Origin of the sequence: Nocardiopsis rhodophaea (assembly GCF_039530945.1) — a bacterium.
Taxonomy (GTDB): Bacteria; Actinomycetota; Actinomycetes; order Streptosporangiales; family Streptosporangiaceae; genus Nocardiopsis_C; species Nocardiopsis_C rhodophaea.
This window is the reverse complement of the sequence record NZ_BAAAPC010000029.1, coordinates 40221-60755: the sequence shown is the minus strand read 5'-3', so window position 1 is coordinate 60755 and position 20535 is coordinate 40221. Positions and strand designations below refer to the sequence as shown.

Below are 20535 nucleotides of genomic sequence, written 5' to 3'. Positions count from 1 at the left end.
TGTTTAGCCCGGCGGTGCGGGCGGCGTTGATGGCGCAGCGCCAGAGGTGCGCGTGGCAGGGCGGGTGTGATCGGCCGATTGCGTGGTGCCAGGTGGATCACAAGGTCGCGTGGTGGGACGGGGGCCGCTCGGATTTGTCCAACGCCCAGCCGTTGTGCCGGTTCCATAATTTGGAGAAAGAGCATCGTCGGGCGCGGGAGCGGGGCTGGGGGCCCCGGCCCCCCGGGAAGCCCAAGCCCCCACCCCCACCACCCCCGCAGGCGCCTCCGCCTGGGCGGCCCGGGTCCGAGCAGCGCAAGCGGCCGGGCCGGGGCGCGCATCCTTCGGCCGCGGAGGGCGGACCGGGTGAGGGGTCCGGCGATCCGGATTGGTGTTGATCGATCGGAGCGCGCGAAGCTGAATGGATGACCCGCCGGGCGGGAAGCCCGGCGGGGCTATCGGTGTGCCCGTGATCGGCTGGGTTGTCGAGGCACGCCTTGATTCACCGGGTCTTTGGGCCGCGTCTGGTTGGGCGGCCGGTGAATGGCGCGTGTCGTATCGGCTCCGGTCTTGACCGCGCGCCTCGCTGGGCGTGCTGCCCGACCTCTGCGATGTCGGCTGAGTTCTTCGTCCCGCGGGATGTGAAGGTCAGCGGTGGCGTTTGGCGTTGCACCAGGCCGCCCCTCGGGAGCGCTCTCCTGGTTCGGTGCGGTCGGCCGGCCGTTTGAACCCCGCCCTGGTGATCTGGGTGAGGCCCGTACCGTTCGGGGTCGGGTTCCGCGCTAATCGAGCTCATAGATGTGGCCGGTCTGGGCGCCCTCGATGGAGCGCACGTAGGCCCGGGCGACCTGCGCGAGGTCTACTGGCGGGACACCGGGGAAGTAGGCGCCGTAGTCCGCGAGGGACTCAGTGAAGACCGTGGGGCTGATGGCGTTCACGCGCCGCGCCACCCACAGACCAGCCGGAGTCGGCCGGGCCGCCGCCATTGTTTCATGAGCCTAGTCGGAAGCGTGGCCGGACAGTCGGGCCAGGGCGTTCTTCGAGGTGAGGCAGCCTCTGGTGACAAGGTCGAGGTTGGTGAGCGACGCCTCGTGCGCCGCGTTCTCGGCCGCCGTCACGCAGTCGGCGACGACATGCACGGTGAAGCCGAGGTCGGTGCCGTGCCGCGCTGTCTGCTCCACCGTCAAGTTGGTGGCCACACCGGTTACCAGCAACGTGTCGATTTCCTGCTCGGCGAGCCACTCCGGCAGCGCGTTCCCCGCGAGCCCGGACAGCTTCTGGTTGTCGACGACGCGGTCGCGCTCGCCCAGCTCAGCCATCTCCGGGATCAGCTGGGCGCCCGGTGCTTCGGGCCGGAAGGACTCCTGGGCCTCACCCACAGCGTTCATGAATCCGGTGTTGCGTACGAGGCCGCCTTCTCCCTCAGGCACGGTGAAGCGGGTGAACACGATAGGCAGACCGGCCGCGCGGGCGCGGTCGTGGAAACGGGTGGCCTGCTCCACCACCCCGCTGCGCAGCACCGGCTCACTCAGCATCGCGCCGAAGAAGCCCTCCGGCTTGATCACGTTGACCTGCCAGTGGAGGGCGAGAACGGCGGTTCGTCGCGGATCGATCATCATGAGGGACGATGGTGCCACTCGTCCCGACCCTCCCGCACATCGGGGCGGGCGGAGCCGCTGGGTCCCGCGACTCAACCCGCGACGAAGACGGCGACCGTCCGTCCGGGGACGGTCAGCGCTCCGGTCTCGGCATCTGCGGAGGACTCCTTCACCACGAGGTCGTCGGATTCGGCCTGGACGGGGTGCAGTGCCACCTCGGTGCCCTTCAGCGCTGTGACGGTCTGGGTCTGGGACCGCGGGGAAGCGTTGAAGACGACGGTGAGCGACGACCAGCGCGGGTCGATCCCACCGGCGTCGAGGTGCATCGTGATGACGCCCGGTGTCTCCCGCGCGCCGCTGAGCGGGAAGGACACCCGCCGCTGCACGTCCTCCGCGGTGTCCAGCGCGAACGCCGGGGAGGAGTCGCGGGTGCGCAGCAACTCGCCGAATCGGGTGCGGGCCGTCCGGATGGCCGCGCAGTCAGCTCGCAGGTCGGGGTCGGCGAGCAGCGGGCGCGCATAGGGCCACTTGTCCCGGTTGTCCGCCGCCCGCGGCAACCCCACGCCGAAGTTGTTGCCATCCTCGCAATCCCAGTTCAGCCGGTTGAACCAGTCGCCTGAGTCGTAGGAATTGCGGTCCAATGACTTCGAGCGCAGCCGCTCGCTCCCGGCGTGCACGAACGCGGTCCCTTGGCCGAGCAGCGCGGTGCTCAGCGCCAGCGACTGCATGCGCACCCGGTCCTCCATCGGGGTGTCCGGCGGCAGCTTGTAGGCGAGTGCGTCGTAGAGGGTCTCGTTATCGTGCGCGTCGACGTAGGTCACGGCCTCGCTCGGGTGGGCCGTGTACCCGGCGGGTGCGCCGTTGTAGTCGACCTCGCCGCCGGTGACCTCCCGCCCCGAGGACGCGGTGAACCGGTAGTCCTTGAGGTTTCCGGTCAGCCCCACCTTGATCAGGTCCTGGTCGTGCAGCAGCCGGGCGCGCTGCTGGTCCTCAGTCCCGTTCTCCGGTGCGTTATTGGGGTCGGTGAGGAGCCCGGAGCCGAACCCCTGGAGGCGGGGGTCGGCGTCGAAAGGACCGCCGCCGCGGACGCCATCGCGCAGCCGGTCGTTGAACGTGCCGATGCCGGTCCCGGCCATAGTGAGCTGGGTGGCCTGTTCGAAACGGGCGCCACCCGCGACCTCCCCGAAGTCCCAGCCCTCTCCGTAGAGCACGATCGAGGTGCCGTCCACGCCGTCGCGTTCGAGCGTGAGCCGGTCCAGGGCAGCGCGCACCGCGAGAATGTTCGATTTCGGGTGGTGGCCCATGAGGTCGAAGCGGAAGCCGTCGACCTTGTACTCGCGCGCCCAGGTGACCACGGAGTCCACGACGAGCTTGCCCATCATGGTGTGTTCGGGGGCGGTGTTGGGGCAGCAGGTCGACGTGGCGACGGAACCGTCGTCGAGCAGGCGGTGGTAGTAGCCGGGCACAACGCGGTCGAGCACCGACCTGTCGTCCTGCCCGGTGGCGTAGGTGTGGTTGTAGACGACGTCCATCACGACGCGCAGCCCGGCGCGGTTCAGCCCGCTCACCATCTCGCGGAACTCGGTGACGCGCGCGGTGCCGTCGGGGTCGCTGGAGTAGGAGCCCTCCGGGACCGTGTAGTGGACGGGGTCGTATCCCCAGTTGAAGGCGTCGTCCCGGGCGGTGCGCTCGACACAGGCCTGCTGTTCGGCGGAGTCAGGGGGGAAAGACGCCAGGTTGCAGGCGGGGGTCTTCTGCGCGGAACGGTGCTCGGGGACGGAACCGAAATCGAATGCGGGCAGCAGGTGGACGTAGTCGACGCCGTCGTCGGCAAGTGCCCGCAGTTCGGTCATGCCCGCGCTGTCCTCGGCGGCGTCGCCGCTGTGCCGGAACGCGCGATAGGTGCCGCGGTGGGCCTCGGGAACGGTCGTGTCGGAGGCGGAGAAGTCCCGGACGTGCAACTCGTAGATGGTCGCGGCATTCATCGGAGTGGGTGCGGGCTTCCTCAGGGAGTCCCAGCCCCGCGGGGCGAGTTGCGGGGACGCCAGGTCGACGAGCAGGCTGCGTTCGAAGTCGGCGGACAGGGCGAGGCTGTAGGGGTCGGTGACCGTGTTGGTGACGATTGCTCCCGCGGTCGGCGAGTACACCCGCACCTGGAAGGCGTAGTACGTCCCCTTCCAGCGGGCTGGGCCGCGCGCCGACCAGATGCCGGTCGGGGAATCGGTGTCGCGTTTCATCCGCATGGTGCGGACGTCGGCCGAATTCGGACCGTCGTAGAGGAGGAGCTTCACGTCCTGGGCTGTGGGTGCCCACAGCGAGAGGGTGGGGCGGCCGCCGTCCCAGACCGGGCCGAGTGTGGCGTCGGCCGCCGCCGCGTACACGTCGTCCAGCACGCCCGGGATCTGGGCTCCGGTCGCGGCGACGAGGCGCCCGTCGCCGTCGCGCTCGACCACGACGACTTGGCCGCGCAGGGCCTCGGCCACCTCGGACCGGGGGACCCCTGCGCTGTGCGCCGCACCCGTCGTTTGGCGCCGGCCCCCGCCTTCGGCGCCGATACGGAGGGCCGTGCGGGTCGCCAGGTGCGGCCATTTGGCGCGCTGCGTTTCGGTGAGCCCCGTATCGGAGAGCCGTAGCGGGATGGTCCGGTAGTCGCCAGTGAGCCGACCGTTCTCGACGCCGATCGACGCGTTGGCGGAGTGGAGCAGGTCGTAGGAGTGGGCATCGGCCGCGGGGCTCGGCCACGCGATCGTGGTGCGGTCGATCCAGTGCGCCTTGGCCGTGCCGAGGTCGTGGCCGATGGGTTTTCCTTCGGTGGTCGGCTGCGCGGACCCTGGCGGGTGCGCGGCGTTCGCGGTGGATGTGGTCAGGTGTGTCGTCAGCAGCGCAATTGTCAGCAGCGTAATTGTCAGCAGTGCGGTCGTCAGGCCGAGAGGGCGAAGGCGTGCGACGCTCGACGCGCGCCGCGGCCGTGAACAGAGGGACGGCATGGGGGAGGGTCCTCTCGCTCTGCTGTCGGCAGGTTACGCGAACGCTAATGAGCGTCCAGCGATACGCGCAATAGTTTGCAGAGTATTTCTGAAATTTTTCAAATGTTGCTCGGGGCACGGCGTCGAGCACGAGGGCCGTGTGGCGGTGGATGCGGTCACCCTGCAGCGGTCGGCTTGCTGTGGAAAACCGACCGTTCGCCATGCCCGTAGGGCATCGCTGCGGTCGGCCGGAGGGGTGCGGAACATGGTGGACAAGTTCTCTGCCTCGCCGCCGGCGTGCAGGGAGACCGCACGTCACCTGGGTATTCCGGAGTCAACCTCGAATGGCTAATTGAACGAGGATGGCGGAGGATGGCGGAGGAACACCGCTGGTACACGGCGTCGAACCAGTGAAACTCGGGGCTCCCTCGGTGCCGTTCATCGCGGTCATCGAGGCATGTGTACTCCCATCTCTGCGGGAACCCGGCCTCAGCAAACAGGCGATCTGTGAGGCAGCCACCACGGTTAGGCGAACTCGCCGCCCTGGCGCATGGGCCGTGTGTGCTTTTCCGTCTCAGTGGTGCCAGGCGCAACGTCGTGGAGAAGACCACAAGATTCCAGCACACGCGTCGCGCGATAGACCGGGCAATCACCCGTGAAGGTCCCGCCTTCGGCAAGGTCAATGAGGATCGGATCGAAAAGAAATGGCCGTAGGCCAACCTGATGGCGCGTTCTGAAATGGTCGAACGGTCGGCCTTGGGCCCGATCTTCTCGACCGGCGTGGTCCAGGTGAAGGGGCGGGCGCGGTCGTTCCGGCCCCTTGTCGGTCGAGCGCCTGCGGCGGCCGCTAGGGTTCGATCATGGAGTGGAGTTTCCTTTCAGCCGAGGCGCTCACGGCCGCCCTGCGCGCCGGCGAGGTGACCTCGGTGGAACTGACCGACGAGGCGATCGTCCGCATCGAGCGGGACGACAAGGCGATCAACGCGATCTGTGTGTCGGACTTCGACCGTGCGCGGGCCGCCGCGCGCTGGGCCGACGAGGCACGTGCCAGCGGCGAGGAACGGCCGCTGCTTGGTATTCCGGTAACGGTGAAAGAGTCCTACAACGTTGCCGGACTGCCCACAACCTGGGGGATGCCGCAGTACGCGAGCTATCTGCCCGCCGAGGACGCGGTGGCGGTATCGCGATTGAAGGCATCGGGCGCGGTGATTCTCGGCAAGACCAATGTGCCGTTCATGCTGCAAGATTGGCAGAGCTTCAACGAGATCTACGGCACCACCAATAATCCGTGGGACCACGGTCGAACGGCGGGCGGATCCTCCGGTGGATCAGCGGCGGCGCTGGCATCGGGATTCGGCGCGTTGTCTATCGGCTCCGATATCGCGGGTTCACTGCGCAACCCGGCGCATTTCTGCGGTGTCTACGCGCACAAGCCAACGTTCGGGCTGGTGGCGAGCCGCGGGATGGTGCCGCCGCCAGCACCGGCGTTGCCGGTCGAGGGCGACCTCGGCGTCTGCGGTCCGATGGCGCGCACCGCCCGCGACCTCGCGTTGCTGCTGGACGTGATGGCGGGACCGGACGCGCTGACGCTCGGCGTCGGCTACGATCTGACGCTGCCGCCCGCACGCCACCAGCGGCTCTGCGACTTCCGGGTCCTGGTCCTCGACGAGCATCCGCTCATTGCGACCGGGTCCGCTGTGCGGGCAGGGGTGAACCGGGTCGCCGACGCGCTCGTCGACGGCGGGGCCAGCGTCGAACGGCAGAGTCCACTACTGCCCGATATGACCGAAGCCGCCACGCTCTACATGCAGTTGATGGGTTCTAGCCAAGGCGCGCGTATTCCCGCCGAGAAGTACGAGCAGCTGCGGTCCCTCGCCGCCGAGCCGAACGCGGACGACCAGGATCTGAGCGCTGCGCGGCTGCGCGGCATGGTCTTTAGCCACCGCGAGTGGATCGAGGCGGACATCCGCCGTGAACTGCACCGCCGCAGCTGGCGGCAGCTGTTCGCCGACTTCGATGCCGTGGTGTGTCCGATCACGTCAGTTCCCGCGTTTGCGCACGATCACACCCCCGATCTCGCGGAACGACGGATCGACATCGACGGCGTCGAGTACCCGTATATCGACCAGGCCGCCTGGGCCGGTCTGGCCACCATGCCCGGACTGCCTGCGACCGCCATACCTGCCGGCCGGTCACCCGACGGGCTTCCGGTAGGAGTGCAGCTCATCGGTCCGATGTATGAGGACTACACCCCGCTGCGGCTGGCCGAACTGCTTGAGTCGGCAATCGGCGGCTTCCAGGCACCGGCGTAGGGGTGTCCGTTGACGATCGTGTCACCAGGTACATGAAGCCGTGATCGGCCGGGCGGCGGCCGACACCACTCTTGTTCGGTTGCCGGAATTCGCCACTGTATGTTCCTTTCAAAACAACTTCGATGGAATGATTTCCGGAGCGAACGCCGGTCGAGAAGCGTCCTGGTCCGCCTCCTGCGGGCGACCCGGGCGCGGGAGATCCGCCAACCTGCCCAGACCGCGGGGGTGGGCCCGGACGAGGAATGGTCGGCAGCTGTTACCGATGCGGGCCCCGCTCCAGTCGGAGCAGGTGCCGCTTGCGTGGGAGACCGCCGCCGTAGCCGGTGAGGGCGCCGTTGGCGCCGATGACCCGGTGGCACGGGACGATGATCGAGATCGGGTTGCGGCCGTTGGCCATGCCGACCGCGCGGGAGGCGGTCGGGCGGCCGAGCGCCTCGGCGATGTCGCCGTAGCTGGCCGTGTGGCCGTAGGGGATGGTCGTCAGCTCGCGCCACACCCGCAGCTGGAATTCGGTACCGCTGGGCGCCAGCGGAAGGTCGAATTCGCGCAGGTCTCCAGCGAAGTAGGCGTCAAGCTGGTCAATGGTCGCCCGGAAGCTCTCCGGGGCGTGCTTCCAGTCGGCCTGGATCGGGCTCGGCTCAGAGCCGGGTTCCGGAAGCATGTACAGGCCGGTCAGTGCTACGCCGTCGCTGGTCAGCAGCACATCACCGATCGGGGATGGCCGGGTGGTGTAGAGGGTCGGCCCGTCGCCGGGGCGGGCGAACTCCACGGGGGCGACCGGCTCGGGCGCCTCCGTGGCCGGTACGCCCAGGGGCAGCGGGTCCTGGTCGGTCAGTGAGCTCATTGTGTGTCCTTGGTCGTCGGGTGCGGCGGGTGGGGGTGTGCGGATCCCGGGCTGGCGCGCGGTGGTGTCGGATCAGGTGTCAGGTCCGGTGTCCGGGCAGGTCTGAGCTGCGGTCACAGGGCCGCCCGCGCGTTCGATGCCCACAAGTGGTGGCTGGCGTACGAACGCCAGGGACGCCAGGCTTGGGCGGTCGTCGCGGCCGAGCGGCCGTCGCCTGGGTGGCCCAGGCGTTCCAGGGCGTGGCGGACCCCCAGGTCGGTGGGGAGGAAGACATCGGGGTCGCCGAGCGCCCGCATCCGGATGTAGTCGGCGGTCCACGGGCCGATACCGGGCAGTCGGCGCAGTCCCTCGGCGGACGCGTCCCGGTCGGCGCCGGGCCCGAGGTCGATGTCGCCGGACGCGAGCGCGCTCGCCAGAGCGACCAGCGCTTGGGAGCGCCCGCGCGGCATCGGCAGCTCCCGCGGGTCGGCCTCGGCCAGGGTTTCGGCCAGTGGGAACACGTGCGTCAGGCCGCCACCGGGCCCGGACACGGGCACGTCCAGCGGCTTGCCGAAACGTGCGACCAGACGACCCGCGACCGTGCGGGCGGCGGCTACCGATATCTGCTGCCCGATAATCGCGCGCATCGCGAGCTCTTCCGGATCGACGTGGCCGGGGGAGCGTAATCCCGGAGCCGCGGCGACGAGGGGCCCCAGGAAGGTATCGGCTTCCAGCACCTCCGCAACGGCCTGCGGGTCGGCGTCGAGGTCGAGCAGCCTGCGGCAGCGCTGGACGGCGGTGCCGAGGTCGCGCAGTTCTCCCAGGCGCAGCCGACACCAGACGTATCCGGCGCCGTCCCCCGGGGCGAGTTCCGCGATGCCGGTGCCGTGCGGGAGGCGCAGCACGCGCCGGTAGCCGTTCCGCGTCGCCTCCTCCACGCCGGGGACCGCACGGGCGCCCAGGAAGCCGAACGTGTGCTCCAGGTCGTACGGCGCCCGGTAGGGGAGCCGGAGGCTGATCGTGCCCGCCAGCGGGCCGGTGTCCGGGTGGCCGACGGTGAGCGGGCGCGCCGGACCATCGCGGCGGGCGGAGCGTTCGCGCAGCTCTGTAGGTGTACACGCGAAGATCTCGCGGATGGTGTCGTTGAACTGGCGGATGCTCGCGAACCCGGCGGCGAACGCCGCATCGGCCATCGGAAGGGCCGTCGTCTCCAGCAGCACGCGGGCTGTCTGCGCCCGCTGCGCGCGGGCGAGGGCCAGCGGTCCCGCTCCGAGCTCGGTGGTGAGGAGCCGTTGCAGCTGCCGCTCGCTGTATCCAAGGGCCGCCGAGAGCCCGGCGACACCGCCGCGGTCCACGGCGCCGTCGGTGATCATCCGCATGGCGCGGCCCACGACGTCGGCCCGCGCGTTCCACTCCGGTGATCCGGGTGTGGCGTCGGGGCGGCACCGCTTGCAGGCACGGAATCCGGCGCCCTGCGCTGCCGCGGCGGACGGAAAGAAGACGGCGTTCTCCCGCTTAGGCGTTACGGCGGGGCAGCTCGGCCGACAGTAGATGCCGGTGCTGGTCACCCCCACGAAGACCATGCCGTCGAACCGCGCGTCGCCGCTGCGAACCGCCAGGTAGGACTGGTCGTCATCCATCACGGGACCATCCTCGCGCGCTCCGCTTCCGCAGGCTAGCGGATTTCCGACACGTACGTCGGTGGCGTGGGGAGGTGAGGTGCGGCGGCGATGGCGGCAGTATCTCGAACAGCCGGGAAGCAGTGTCTCGGTCAGCGGCGGAGAGCGAACGCGGCGCGTTCTCGGCCGCTAGGAGTCGGCGATGCCGTTGGACTCCGCCTCGGGCCTGGCGACGTCCGTCGCGTGCCGGGAGAGGTAGTCGATGTAGAGCGGGCGCAGCGCCTCCTGGACCTCGGGGTCGCCTTCGGCGGCCAGCGCCTCATGGAACAGTCCGGACGCCTGGGCCACACTGGCGTCGCTGGCGTCCAAGTGGCCGGCGGCGGCCTCGGCCGCGGGGAGGCTCTCCAGCAGGTGCCAGAAGAACCTCACGTCCCACCGGCGCTTGGCCAGTGCGACCGCGCGCTCCCGCAGTTCGGTGGTCGTCAGCTCGTCGATCCGGGGCAGATCATCGGTCATGTCCTTGAGGTACCCGCCCACCCGGTCCGTTCAACAGTGAGTGAGCTGCGTTACTCTGCTCACAAGTTCATCCGACCCGCCCGCGCGCGGCGCACGGCTCACAAGGACGGCGGCACGGCGCGGGACGCCGTGGGACGGTGCGAGCAGGTGAAGAGAGGCTGGCTGGGCATGGGCGCGTCATCAGCTGTACGGGTCGTCGTCGCCAAACCGGGGCTCGACGGTCACGACCGGGGCGTGAAGGTCGTGGCTCGCGCGCTGCGCGACGCCGGTGTCGAGGTCATCTATACGGGCCTGCGGCAGACTCCGGAGATGATCGTGAACGCCGCCCTGCAAGAGGACGCCGACGCGATCGGCCTCTCGGTGCTGTCCGGCGCGCACATGACCATGTTCTCCCGTGTCCTGGAACTGCTGGAGGAGAACGACGCTACCGACATCATGGTCTTCGGTGGCGGCATCATCCCCGACGAGGACATCCCCGAGCTGGAGCGGCTCGGCGTCGCGAAGATCTTCACCCCCGGGGCGACCACGGCCGAGATCAGTGACTGGGTGCGGGACAACATCCGGTCCGCGCACACGGCCGGATAGGGGGAGGCGTCGTCGGGCCGACCGCGGTCGCGGGAGACGGCGCGTCGAGCGCGACACGCCTGGCAGGTGGGGGCTGGGGCGTCCCGCGGGGCGGGGCTCCGGGACGGCATGGCTGGAAGGGCGGGGTCTGGCGGACCGCCGCAGGGCCGGGACTGCGGGCCTGGCTACGTTCCTCGTTACAATTCTGGCTACAAAACTGGCTACAAAATTGGCTACACTGCCCGTCTTGTGACACTTCCCCTTCTTGTGCCGGTTCGCGGTTGGTCCGCTTCTGTCCCGGCCGCCCGGTAGTCGGCCGTGGATTTCGGCATCGACCTCGTCGGCACCGACCTCATGGGCGGTGATGTCGTAAGCAGCCATGTCATAGGAATCCTGCTGGTCGCGGCGGCAGCCGCCGGGTGGATCGACGCGGTCGTGGGCGGCGGCGGGCTGCTTCTCCTCCCCGCGTTGATGGTCGCCTTCCCCAGCGCCCCGATCGCCCCCCTCCTCGGCACCAACAAGCTCGCCGCCATCTTCGGCACCTCCTCGGCCGCGATCACCTACGCCCGCGGTGTGCGGCTGGAGCCCCGGATCGTCTGGCCTACCGCCGGTCTGGCGCTGGCCGGAGCGGGCGGCGGGGCCGCGCTCGCGGGCTCCGTCTCCTCGGACGCGCTGCGCCCCACCGTCATGGTGGTCCTCGCTGTGGTGCTCGTGCTGGTCATCGCGCGGCCCGCGCTGGGCGCCGCGGCCGATCCGACACGCCTGACGCGCTCCCGCGTCGTCACCGCGGTCCTGCTGGCCGGGTGCGGGGTCGGCTTCTACGACGGCCTCATCGGGCCCGGCACGGGGACGTTCCTGATCATCGCCCTGACGACCGTCACCGGCCTGGACTTCGTGAACGCCTCCGCCTCCGCCAAGATCGTGAATACCGCGACCAACGTCGGCGCGCTTGCGGTCTTCGCCTGGAACGGCGACATACTCTGGGTCCTCGGGCTTGGCCTTGCCGTGTGCAACATCGTCGGCGCGCAGGTCGGCGCGCGCATGGCGCTGAGCCGGGGCACCGGGTTCGTCCGGGGCGTGCTGGTGGTCGTCGTGCTCGCTCTGCTGGTGAAGCTCGGCGCCGAACAGTTCGCGTGAGATCGCGTACCGTCGGTGTAGGGGCGATGTGACTCGTCACACGAATTCTCACCGCCGTCCCTGGCAGAAGCGGGTCGGATGGTGCCTCTTGGGGATGGATTGACTGGTCAACACGGCCCCGGTGTCCGATGTCAAGGGCCAGGAGGACTAAGCTTCCGCATGTTGCGGATGGCTTTTTCAACGAACTTCCAACGCGGCAGATCCGGCTAAAGGTTCCCCGGGTTGAGTGACACGACCTCCGCAAGAGACTGCAGCCAGCGAGCAACAAGGACGGACCCTCGTGGACCTTGTCGAGTACCAGGCGAAGGAAATCTTCGCGGAGTATGGGGTCCCGGTACCCCAGGGAAAGGTGGCGAGCACCGCTGCTGAGGCGCGTGCGATCGCCGAGGAATTCGCGGCGGCCGGTAAGCCCCGCGTAGTTGTCAAGGCGCAGGTCAAGACGGGCGGCCGCGGCAAGGCCGGCGGCGTCAAGCTGGCCGATGGTCCCGAGGACGCTCAGGCGAAGGCCGAGCAGATCCTGGGCATGGACATCAAGGGCCACACCGTCCACCGCGTCTACATCGAAGAGGCCAGCGACATCGCTGAGGAGTACTACTTCTCCTTCCTCCTCGACCGCGCTAACCGCACTTTCCTGTCGATCTGCTCCCGCGAAGGCGGCGTGGAGATCGAGGAAGTCGCGGAGACCAACCCCGACGCCGTCGCCAAGGTCGCGATCGACGCCCTGAAGGGCGCTCCGGCCGAGGTCGCCGCCGGGATCGTCAAGCAGGGCAAGCTGCCTGAGGCCGCCGCCGCGGGCGCCGTCGACATCGTCTCCAAGCTCTGGGACGCTTTCGTCGGCAAGGACGCCACGCTCGTCGAGGTCAACCCGCTCATCCTGAGCGGTGACGGCCGCGTGGTCGCCCTGGACGGCAAGGTCACGCTGGACGAGAACGCCGAGTTCCGCCAGGACCTGGAGCGCTTCGAGCTCGCCGCCGAGGGGGACCCCCTTGAGGTCAAGGCGAAGGAGAAGGGCCTCAACTACGTCAAGCTCGACGGCGAGGTCGGCATCATCGGCAACGGCGCTGGGCTGGTCATGTCCACGCTGGACGTCGTGGCCTACGCCGGTGAGCGGCACGGCGGTGTTAAGCCGGCCAACTTCCTTGACATCGGCGGTGGCGCGTCGGCCGAGGTCATGGCCAACGGCCTGGAGATCATCCTGGGCGACCCGGACGTCAGGAGCGTGTTCGTCAACGTGTTCGGCGGCATCACCGCCTGCGACGCGGTGGCCAACGGCATCGTGCAGGCGCTGGAGCTGCTGGAGGGCCGCGGCGACGACGTCAGCAAGCCGCTGGTCGTCCGCCTGGACGGCAACAACGCCGACCTTGGGCGCAAGATCCTGAACGACCGTAACCACCCGGCCGTGCGCCAGGTGGACACCATGGACGGCGCCGCTGCTCAGGCTGCCGAACTGGCCGCGAAGTAGGGGCGGAGAAGAGCGACAATGGCTATTTTTCTGACCAAGGACAGCAAGGTGCTGGTCCAGGGCATGACGGGCTCTGAGGGCACCAAGCACACCCGGCGCATGCTGGGCTCCGGGACCCAGGTCGTCGGTGGCGTGAACCCGCGCAAGGCCGGGCAGAGCGTGGACTTCGACGGCACCGAGGTGCCGGTCTTCGGCTCCGTCGCCGAGGGCATGGAGAAGACCGGGGCCGACGTCACGGTCATCTTCGTCCCGCCGAAGTTCACCAAGGCGGCCGTGATCGAGGCCATCGACGCCGAGATCGGCCTGGCTGTCGTGATCACCGAGGGCATTCCGGTGCACGACACCGCCGCCTTCTGGGCCTACGCCGGTGAGAAGGGCAACAAGACCCGCATCATCGGCCCGAACTGCCCCGGCCTGATCACCCCGGGCCAGTCCAACGCCGGCATCATCCCGGCCGACATCACCAACGCGGGCCGCATCGGCCTGGTGTCGAAGTCGGGCACGCTGACGTACCAGATGATGTACGAGCTGCGTGACATCGGCTTCTCCACCTGTGTGGGCATCGGCGGTGACCCGATCATCGGCACCACGCACATCGACGCCCTCGCGGCGTTCGAGGCCGACCCCGACACCGACGCCATCGTGATGATCGGTGAGATCGGCGGCGACGCCGAGGAGCGGGCCGCGGAGTTCATCAAGGCCAACGTGAGCAAGCCGGTCGTCGGCTACGTGGCGGGCTTCACCGCCCCTGAGGGCAAGACCATGGGCCACGCCGGCGCCATCGTCTCCGGCTCCTCGGGGACCGCGGCCGCGAAGAAGGAGGCCCTGGAGGCCGCCGGAGTCAAGGTCGGCAAGACGCCGAGCGAGACGGCCAAGCTCGCACGGGAGCTGTTCTAGGTCCTACCCCCGATGGGGCGGACGCTGGAGTGGTCCGACCTGTGTTCACGCGTGTGCCCCGCCTCGGGACCCGAGGCGGGGCACACGCGTGTCGGCGGACAGGATCCTTAGGAGAGCGGGCGGACATTGGCCGCCTGAGGCCCCCTGTCGCCTTGGACGACCTCGAACTCCACTCGTTGGTTCTCCTCCAGGGACCTGTATCCGCTGCTCTCTATCGCCGAGTAGTGGACGAACACGTCGTCACCGCCACCGTCGATCGCGATGAAGCCGAATCCCTTGTCAGCGTTGAACCATTTCACGACGCCTTGTGTCATCGATCGATGTCCCTTTCTTCACGGTGGTCGACGGGTCATCGATCCGACGGATGGTGCCCCCCGACAGCTTTGTGACTTTCTGTAGCGAAAATATCACCTGAAGTGCGCATCCTGAGGGTGTGCGCGAGCCGAGTGAAGGTGTGCCGGTGCTGGCGCGTCCGGAACATCGGCGGTCGCCGACACACGTGGTGCGAAGGGTCCCGATCCGGTCATAAGGCTGGCAGCATGGGCCGGGTGAGTGCGCCCGCGGATCCTCCCTCGAAGCCTTCCCGGTCAAAGCGCGGCCCGGCTCGTGGCACAGCCGACAGGTCGGTGCCCGGCCCGCGCGACCCGCGGCCGGTGTACACGGCCGGCGGTATGGCCGCCGCCTGGGCCGCCGGTGCCGGCCTGGTCGTGCTGCTGACGGTCACCGTGATCGGCTGGGCGGCGGCCCCGCACGGGCCGTTCGGCCAGGACATCGATCACGTACTGCGTACAGCGGTGCAGATGTGGTTGGTCGGCCACCTCGTCGGGTTCGGGATCCCCGGCGGTGAGGTCGGGATGCTCCCGCTGGGCCTGGTGGTGCTGCCCGGCCTGGTGCTGTACCGCTCTGGGCGGTGGCTGGCGCGCAGCTGCGAGCTGCCGCGGCTGCGCCACCTGTTCCGGGCCGCCCTGGCCCTCGCCGGACCGTACGCGGCGATCTCAGGGACGATGGCGCTGATCGGGCAGACCGAGGTGGTGCGGCCCAGCGTCGTCCAGGCACTGTTCGCCGGGTTCGCGCTGGCCCTCGTGGCCGGGGGCATGGGCGTGCTGCACCAGCTCCTCAACGACAAGGGCATCCCCAAGCGGCGGCTGCTGGAGGTCGTGCCGGAGCGGCCGCGCTCGCTGCTGGCGGGGACCCTCGGCGCCACCGGCACGCTGCTGCTGTCCGGGGCGCTGCTGGTCGGGATCGCCCTCGCCCTCGACTACGACGAGGCCGCCGCCATCACCGGGCAGCTGGCCCCGGGCATCATCGGTGGAACGCTGCTGGTCCTCCTCCAGCTGCTCTACCTGCCGAACGCCATCATCTTCGGGACCGCCTATGCGGTCGGCCCCGGCTTCGCTCTCGGCACCGGGACGATGGTGGCGCCGACCGGGATCGCGGTCGGTCCGCTGCCGCTGCTCCCCCTGCTGGCGGCACTCCCCGACAACGGGCCCGCCCCCGTGATCTCCCTGGCGGCCCTGGCCGCGCCGTTCATCGCCGGTGGCGTCGGCGGGCTCCTCACCCAGCGCAGCGCCCCCACCCTCGTGGGGGAGGCCGCACCGATGTGGGGATTCGTCTGCGGGGTCGCGACCGGCGCTGTCCTCACCGTGCTGTCGCTGATCGCGGGCGGCTCCCTGGGCGCGGACCGGCTCTCCGACGTCGGTCCGTCCGCCTGGCAGGTGGGACTGATCACGGCGTTGGAGGTGGGGGTCACCGCGGCGATCGCCGCGTGGGTGGCCAACTGGCGCTACCTGCGACGGATGCGGACCGTCGCATCGGCGCACGACAACGCGACGACCCCATCGGCGGACACGGGCGAGGCCGGGGAGGGGCCGGACGCGGACGCCGCCGCGGCCGAGGCGGCGGCCTCCGGCTACGAGCCGATGCTCACGCTGGTCAGAGCCGACCCCGACACCGGCGTCGCGCCGGGGGCCGCCGATGCCCCGGGTCCCCCGGCGGGGGAGCGGGGCGCCGTGGACGGTGCCCCGAAGTCCGGCCGCCGTGTGTCCGGGCGCTCGGCGTGGCGCCCGCGCCTGCCGCGCCTCGGATGGCGGCGTCGTGGCGCCACCGAGGACGGTGACGTCGGCGACGACGCCGAGGAGCTTTACGGGATCACCTACGAAGCGGACCCGGAGTCCACCGCTCCCGAGGACGCAGATCCGCCGCCGCGGGAGCCCGGGCGTTGAGAACCGCACCCGGGGCCGCGGCGGGATCGGTCCAAGCAGGTCCACGCGCCTGCGGCGCCGGTGGGCACGCTGGTCGACCGCGGCCGGCCACGACCGTGCTCAGATCCCGAACTTCGGCAGCGGGACCTGCTCCTCGGGCAGCCCGGTGCGCTGGGCGATGGTGTCGCGCAGGTCCTCCCGCAGCGCCTCGTCGCACTGGCGCTGCGTGCTCACGGTGTGCGCCCGCGACGAGCACTGCTGGTAGGCGTCGACTTCGCTCCAGAACATCAGCATGCCGGTGAGCCACAGGACCGAGAAGGCCACGCCGATCCAGCCCAGCACCACGCTGGGGATGGCCCCCGGGGCGGTGGTGTTCTTCTGTTTCGCCGCCCGGCGCGCCTTGTGCCCCTGGTAGATGCCGAGGATCGAGAGGAGTACCCCCATCGGGACCAGCAGCACCAGCCCGGCGGTGGACAGGATGAGCCCCCACAGGCCGCCTCGCTCCACGGCGGGCGGCTGCCCGTCGGCACGCGGTTCGGTCGGCTCGTTGCTCACAGGGGCTCCTTCGGGGCTTCGTTGCCGTGGTGGCGCTGTGGCGAACGCGTCGACGCACAGCCGAGGGCGCCGCCGGCGGGGGAGAACAGCGCACGGACGGCCCTCACACCTCACCGCGGCAGCAGACCGCACAGTGAGGGTCCTCTTGGAGTAGACGCTACCTCGCCAGATAGGGTGTTCAAGCGGACGGGGCGCGGATTGGCGTCCCCGGTCGCGCCCGCCATCGGGCGTACCCGCACCCCCCGGATGCTGCGCGTTCACACCGCGCCCCCGGGAAACGCAGGACGCGCGTGTTCGGCGCATCGAATTTCTCTACTTGAGGAGGAAGCACTCTGTCGGCGCGAGTAGTCGTCCTCATCTCCGGGACGGGGAGCAACATGGCCGCCCTGCTCGACGCGGCGGCCGATCCGGACTATGGGGCGGAGGTCGTCGCCGTTGGGGCCGACCGTGCGAGCGCGGCCGGAATCGACCTGGCCAAGCAGGCCGGTGTCCCCACGTTCGTCACCCCCTTCCGCGCCTATCCCGACCGCGATCAGTGGAACAGCGCACTGGTGGAAGAGATCGCCCGGTTCGAGCCCGACATCGTCGTCTCGGCCGGATTCATGCGGATCCTCAGTCCCGCGGTGCTGAGCCGGTTCACCGTCATCAACCTGCACCCCGCGCTGCTGCCCTCCTTCCCCGGCGCCCACGCCGTCCGCGACGCGCTCGCCCACGGTGTGAAGGTCGCCGGCGCCACGATCCACTTCGTGGACGAGGGGGTCGACACCGGGCCGATCATCGACCAGGCCGCGGTCCGCGTAAAGCCCGACGACGACGAGCGGTCCCTGCACGAGCGGATCAAGCGAGTAGAGCGAACCATGCTGGTCGACGTTGTCGGCCGCATGGCCCGGGACGGATGGACCGTGGACAAACGACACGTGCGGCTGGGCTCGCCCGAGCCCGGACCGGAGCAAGCACCCGGCTACGTTGCAGAGGAGAACCGGTGAGCCAGCAGGCCGTTCGGCGTGCGTTGATCAGCGTTTACGACAAGACGGGGCTGGAGGAGCTGGGCTACGGCCTGGCCGAGGCCGGCGTGGAGATCGTCTCCACCGGTTCCACCGCCGCCCGCCTCACCGCGGTCGACGTTTCCGTCACCCCGGTGGAGGACGTCACCGGCTTCCCCGAGTGCCTGGACGGCAGAGTCAAGACCCTGCACCCCCGGGTGCACGCCGGGCTGCTCGCCGACCGCTCCAAGGAGGAGCACCGCGCCGCGCTCGACGAACTCGACGTGGAGCCGTTCGACCTGGTCGTGGTCAACCTGTACCCGTTCCGTGAGACCGTCGCCTCGGGCGCCTCCCCCGAGGAGTGCATCGAGAAGATCGACATCGGCGGACCGGCCATGGTCCGCGCGGCAGCCAAAAACCACGGCAGTGTCGCGGTGGTGGTCGACCCGACCCGCTACGACGAGGTTCTGGAGGCCATCCGCGTCGGCGGCTTCACCGCCGAGCAGCGCAAGCGCCTGGCGGCGCAGGCCTTCGCGCACACGGCGAGCTACGACGCCGCCGTGTCGAGCTGGTTCGCCACCGCGTTCGCGCCCGACGACGTGGCCGCGGAGACCGGGTGGCCGGACTTCTACGCCGACTCCTACGAGCGTGTGTCGACGCTGCGCTACGGCGAGAACCCGCACCAGACCGCGGCGCTGTACCGGGGCGATGACCCGGCCGGGCCGGGGCTGGCCGGTGCCGAGCAGCTGCACGGCAAAGAGATGTCCTACAACAACTACGTCGACAGCGACGCCGCTCTCCGCGCCGCCTACGACTTCACCGACCCCTGCGTCGCGATCATCAAGCACGCCAACCCGTGCGGCATCGCGGTGGGCTCCGATATCGCCGAAGCGCACCGCAAGGCGCACGCCTGCGACCCGGTGTCGGCATTCGGCGGCGTCATCGCGACGAACCGCCCGGTGAGCGTGGCCATGGCCGAGCAGGTCGCGGACATCTTCACCGAGGTCGTCGTGGCGCCGGGGTTCGACCCGGGCGCCGTGGAGGTGCTGACCCGCAAGAAGAACATCCGGCTGCTCGCCATCGCCCCGCCGGACCGCTCCGCGCGCCCCGAGACGCGGCAGATCAGCGGCGGTGTTCTGCTGCAGGCCGCCGACACGATCGCGGCCCCGGGAGACGACCCGGTGACGTGGGAGCTGCGGGCCGGTGCCGCCGCCGATGAGGCCACGCTGGCCGATCTGGCCTTCGCCTGGCGTGCGGTGCGGGCGGTGAAGTCCAACGCGATCCTGCTGGCCGCCGACCGCGCCACGGTGGGCGTGGGCATGGGACAGGTCAACCGCGTGGACTCGGCGCGGCTGGCCGTCACGCGGGCGGGTGACCGAGTGCGGGGGGCGGTCGCTGCGAGCGACGCGTTCTTCCCCTTCCCCGACGGCCTGGAGGTACTGACGGACGCCGGTGTGCGGGCCGTCGTCCAGCCGGGCGGGTCGGTCCGCGACGAGGAGGTCATCGCGGCCGCCGAGCGCGCCGGGGTGACCCTGTACTTCACTGGAACCCGGCACTTCTTCCACTGATGCCGCTGAGCGGTGTCACCTGAGGGGGGACAGAAGACCGCGCCCGCCGTCCCACGGGGTCGACCGCGGGCGCGACCAGTGATCGGATCGGGCCTAGGACGGACTGGACCACCACACGGACTGGTGTGGCACAGACAGGTGTGGCACAGGCAGGTGTGGCACAGACAGGTGTGGCACAGGCAGGTGTGGCACAGGCAGGTGTGGCACAGGCAGGTGTGGCACAGCCCGGACTGTGACAACGCGGCAGCCGACCTCACGTCGGGCGGCTGGAGAATCGCACAAGGTAAGGACTCGAACGCTCGTGAGCGCACAGATTCTCGATGGCAAGGCGACCGCCAAGGCGATCAAGGCGGAGCTGAAGGAACGCGTGGCCGCGCTGCGGGCCAAGGGCGTGGTTCCCGGCCTGGGCACGGTCCTGGTGGGCGATGACCCCGGTAGCCACTCGTATGTCAACGGCAAGCACCGCGACTGCGGGCAGGTGGGGATCGAGAGCATCCGCCGCGACCTGCCGGCCACGGCCACGCAGGAGGAGATCGAGGCGGCCGTCGCCGAGCTCAACGCCGACCGGGCGTGCACCGGGTACATCGTCCAGCTGCCGCTGCCCAAGGGCCGCGACGAGAACCGGGTGCTGGGCCTGATCGACCCCGCCAAGGACGCCGACGGGTTGCAGCCCTCCAACCTCGGCAAACTGGTGCTGATGGAGGAGGCCCCGCTGCCCTGCACGCCTCGCGGCATCGTGGAGCTGCTGAACCGCTACGATGTCCCGCTCAAGGGCGCCGAGGTCGTCGTGGTCGGGCGCGGCGTGACCGTGGGCCGCCCGCTGGGCCTGCTGCTCACCCGGCGCAGCGAGAACGCGACCGTGACGCTGTGCCACACCGGAACGCGTGACCTGGCCGAGCACACGCGGCGCGCCGACATCGTGGTGGCGGGGGCCGGGGTTCCTGGTCTGATCACCAAGGACATGGTCAAGCCGGGTGCGGCCGTGCTCGACGTCGGCGTCACCCGCACCGATGGGGGCCTGGCTGGCGATGTGGCGCTGGACGTCGCGGAGGTCGCCGGGTTCGTCTCGCCCAACCCGGGCGGCGTCGGGCCGATGACTAGGGCGATGCTCATGGTCAACGTGGTGGAGGCGGCCGAGCGCCGGATCGGTTGACGCCCCGAGGGGAACGCGGCGGCACGCCGTAGCGACACCCAGCGGGACCGCGCGACACCACGCGACACCACGCGACACCACGCGACACGGAGCGACGCAGCGCGACAAAGGACGAGGCGGCGGACGACCGCCAGGAGCGGCGGCGGGGCGGTTGGCCTCGCCGCCGCCCTGCTGTTGGGGCCGGAGAACGCGGGCGGCGGGG

At 70.0% G+C, this 20535-nt stretch carries 18 protein-coding genes; 10 read left to right on the top strand and 8 right to left on the bottom strand.

Annotation, left to right across the window (positions count from 1 at the left end):
- Nucleotides 1-29: 29 nt before the first annotated feature.
- Complete coding sequence (locus ABD259_RS26000) at nt 30-377, top strand: HNH endonuclease signature motif containing protein (RefSeq protein ID WP_425573569.1); 348 nt, start codon at nt 30-32, stop codon at nt 375-377.
- A gap of 384 nt (nt 378-761) precedes the next feature.
- Here the strand turns inward: ABD259_RS26000 and ABD259_RS24160 are convergent, their stop codons facing one another.
- The 3 genes from ABD259_RS24160 to pulA form a co-directional block, all read right to left on the bottom strand.
- Nucleotides 762-917, bottom strand: coding sequence for a Rossmann-fold NAD(P)-binding domain-containing protein (locus ABD259_RS24160; RefSeq protein WP_344108247.1), 156 nt, complete (start codon nt 915-917; stop codon nt 762-764).
- Nucleotides 918-977: 60 nt separating this feature from the next.
- A complete protein-coding gene (locus ABD259_RS24155; protein WP_344108245.1) occupies nt 978-1598 on the bottom strand; it encodes a cysteine hydrolase family protein in 621 nt (206 codons plus the stop codon).
- Nucleotides 1599-1669: 71 nt separating this feature from the next.
- The gene (gene pulA, locus ABD259_RS24150; protein WP_344165476.1) at nt 1670-4564 is read right to left on the bottom strand and encodes a pullulanase-type alpha-1,6-glucosidase; all 2895 of its coding nucleotides are present in this window, start codon (nt 4562-4564) and stop codon (nt 1670-1672) included.
- 839 nt (nt 4565-5403) lie between these two features.
- Here pulA and ABD259_RS24145 point away from each other — a divergent pair.
- Nucleotides 5404-6855, top strand: coding sequence for an amidase (locus tag ABD259_RS24145; RefSeq protein ID WP_344165473.1), 1452 nt, complete (start codon nt 5404-5406; stop codon nt 6853-6855).
- A 256-nt stretch (nt 6856-7111) separates the two neighbouring features.
- Here ABD259_RS24145 and ABD259_RS24140 read toward each other — a convergent pair whose 3' ends face one another.
- The 3 genes from ABD259_RS24140 to ABD259_RS24130 all read right to left on the bottom strand — a co-directional run bounded on the left by ABD259_RS24140 (nt 7112) and on the right by ABD259_RS24130 (nt 9813).
- Complete coding sequence (locus tag ABD259_RS24140) at nt 7112-7699, bottom strand: methylated-DNA--[protein]-cysteine S-methyltransferase (RefSeq protein WP_344108237.1); 588 nt, start codon at nt 7697-7699, stop codon at nt 7112-7114.
- Nucleotides 7700-7812: 113 nt separating this feature from the next.
- Entirely contained in the window at nt 7813-9318 is a 1506-nt protein-coding gene (locus ABD259_RS24135) for an AlkA N-terminal domain-containing protein (RefSeq protein ID WP_344108235.1), read from the bottom strand.
- A 168-nt stretch (nt 9319-9486) separates the two neighbouring features.
- On the bottom strand, nt 9487-9813 hold the full coding sequence (locus ABD259_RS24130; RefSeq protein ID WP_344108233.1) for a hypothetical protein: 327 nt from the start codon (nt 9811-9813) through the stop codon (nt 9487-9489).
- A gap of 168 nt (nt 9814-9981) precedes the next feature.
- Between ABD259_RS24130 and icmB the strand changes: the two genes are divergently transcribed.
- The 4 genes from icmB to sucD all read left to right on the top strand — a co-directional run bounded on the left by icmB (nt 9982) and on the right by sucD (nt 13873).
- A complete protein-coding gene (gene icmB, locus ABD259_RS24125; protein ID WP_344108255.1) occupies nt 9982-10398 on the top strand; it encodes a coenzyme B12-dependent isobutyryl CoA mutase small subunit in 417 nt (138 codons plus the stop codon).
- Nucleotides 10399-10731: 333 nt separating this feature from the next.
- Nucleotides 10732-11514 (top strand): TSUP family transporter, encoded by a 783-nt coding sequence (locus ABD259_RS24120; RefSeq protein ID WP_344108253.1) that lies wholly within the window; start codon nt 10732-10734, stop codon nt 11512-11514.
- Between the two features lie 280 nt (nt 11515-11794).
- A complete protein-coding gene (sucC, locus tag ABD259_RS24115) occupies nt 11795-12976 on the top strand; it encodes an ADP-forming succinate--CoA ligase subunit beta (protein WP_344108231.1) in 1182 nt (393 codons plus the stop codon).
- A gap of 18 nt (nt 12977-12994) precedes the next feature.
- Nucleotides 12995-13873 (top strand): succinate--CoA ligase subunit alpha, encoded by an 879-nt coding sequence (gene sucD, locus ABD259_RS24110; protein ID WP_344108229.1) that lies wholly within the window; start codon nt 12995-12997, stop codon nt 13871-13873.
- Nucleotides 13874-13980: 107 nt separating this feature from the next.
- Here sucD and ABD259_RS24105 read toward each other — a convergent pair whose 3' ends face one another.
- The gene (locus ABD259_RS24105) at nt 13981-14187 is read right to left on the bottom strand and encodes a cold-shock protein (protein WP_344108227.1); all 207 of its coding nucleotides are present in this window, start codon (nt 14185-14187) and stop codon (nt 13981-13983) included.
- 357 nt (nt 14188-14544) lie between these two features.
- Between ABD259_RS24105 and ABD259_RS24100 the strand changes: the two genes are divergently transcribed.
- Nucleotides 14545-16095: a cell division protein PerM gene (locus ABD259_RS24100; protein WP_344108225.1), complete on the top strand. Its 1551-nt coding sequence runs from the start codon at nt 14545-14547 to the stop codon at nt 16093-16095.
- Between the two features lie 99 nt (nt 16096-16194).
- Here ABD259_RS24100 and ABD259_RS24095 read toward each other — a convergent pair whose 3' ends face one another.
- Nucleotides 16195-16629 carry a DUF4190 domain-containing protein gene (locus ABD259_RS24095; RefSeq protein WP_344108223.1) on the bottom strand — a complete coding sequence of 145 codons (435 nt, stop codon included), beginning with the start codon at nt 16627-16629 and terminating at the stop codon, nt 16195-16197.
- A gap of 332 nt (nt 16630-16961) precedes the next feature.
- On the opposite strand from ABD259_RS24095, the gene purN reads away from it, so the two are divergent.
- The 3 genes from purN (at nt 16962) to ABD259_RS24080 (ending at nt 20333) form a co-directional block, all read left to right on the top strand.
- Nucleotides 16962-17615, top strand: coding sequence for a phosphoribosylglycinamide formyltransferase (gene purN, locus ABD259_RS24090; RefSeq protein WP_344108251.1), 654 nt, complete (start codon nt 16962-16964; stop codon nt 17613-17615).
- Nucleotides 17612-19180 (top strand): bifunctional phosphoribosylaminoimidazolecarboxamide formyltransferase/IMP cyclohydrolase, encoded by a 1569-nt coding sequence (gene purH / locus ABD259_RS24085; protein ID WP_344165470.1) that lies wholly within the window; start codon nt 17612-17614, stop codon nt 19178-19180. Before purN ends, purH begins: the two co-directional genes overlap by 4 nt.
- A 301-nt stretch (nt 19181-19481) precedes the next feature.
- Nucleotides 19482-20333 carry a bifunctional methylenetetrahydrofolate dehydrogenase/methenyltetrahydrofolate cyclohydrolase gene (locus ABD259_RS24080; protein WP_344108219.1) on the top strand — a complete coding sequence of 284 codons (852 nt, stop codon included), beginning with the start codon at nt 19482-19484 and terminating at the stop codon, nt 20331-20333.
- Nucleotides 20334-20535 lie beyond the last annotated feature (202 nt).

Excerpts from the sequence above, each read along its gene's own strand:
- ABD259_RS26000 (WP_425573569.1), top strand. The coding sequence starts at position 30 with ATGGCGCAGCGCCAGAGGTGCGCGTGGCAGGGCGGGTGTGATCGGCCG.
- ABD259_RS24155 (WP_344108245.1), bottom strand. The coding sequence starts at position 1,598 with ATGATGATCGATCCGCGACGAACCGCCGTTCTCGCCCTCCACTGGCAG.
- pulA (WP_344165476.1), bottom strand. The coding sequence starts at position 4,564 with ATGCCGTCCCTCTGTTCACGGCCGCGGCGCGCGTCGAGCGTCGCACGC.
- ABD259_RS24145 (WP_344165473.1), top strand. The coding sequence starts at position 5,404 with ATGGAGTGGAGTTTCCTTTCAGCCGAGGCGCTCACGGCCGCCCTGCGC.
- ABD259_RS24140 (WP_344108237.1), bottom strand. The coding sequence starts at position 7,699 with ATGAGCTCACTGACCGACCAGGACCCGCTGCCCCTGGGCGTACCGGCC.
- ABD259_RS24135 (WP_344108235.1), bottom strand. The coding sequence starts at position 9,318 with ATGGATGACGACCAGTCCTACCTGGCGGTTCGCAGCGGCGACGCGCGG.
- ABD259_RS24130 (WP_344108233.1), bottom strand. The coding sequence starts at position 9,813 with ATGACCGATGATCTGCCCCGGATCGACGAGCTGACGACCACCGAACTG.
- icmB (WP_344108255.1), top strand. The coding sequence starts at position 9,982 with ATGGGCGCGTCATCAGCTGTACGGGTCGTCGTCGCCAAACCGGGGCTC.
- ABD259_RS24120 (WP_344108253.1), top strand. The coding sequence starts at position 10,732 with ATGGGCGGTGATGTCGTAAGCAGCCATGTCATAGGAATCCTGCTGGTC.
- sucD (WP_344108229.1), top strand. The coding sequence starts at position 12,995 with ATGGCTATTTTTCTGACCAAGGACAGCAAGGTGCTGGTCCAGGGCATG.
- ABD259_RS24105 (WP_344108227.1), bottom strand. The coding sequence starts at position 14,187 with ATGACACAAGGCGTCGTGAAATGGTTCAACGCTGACAAGGGATTCGGC.
- ABD259_RS24100 (WP_344108225.1), top strand. The coding sequence starts at position 14,545 with ATGGCCGCCGCCTGGGCCGCCGGTGCCGGCCTGGTCGTGCTGCTGACG.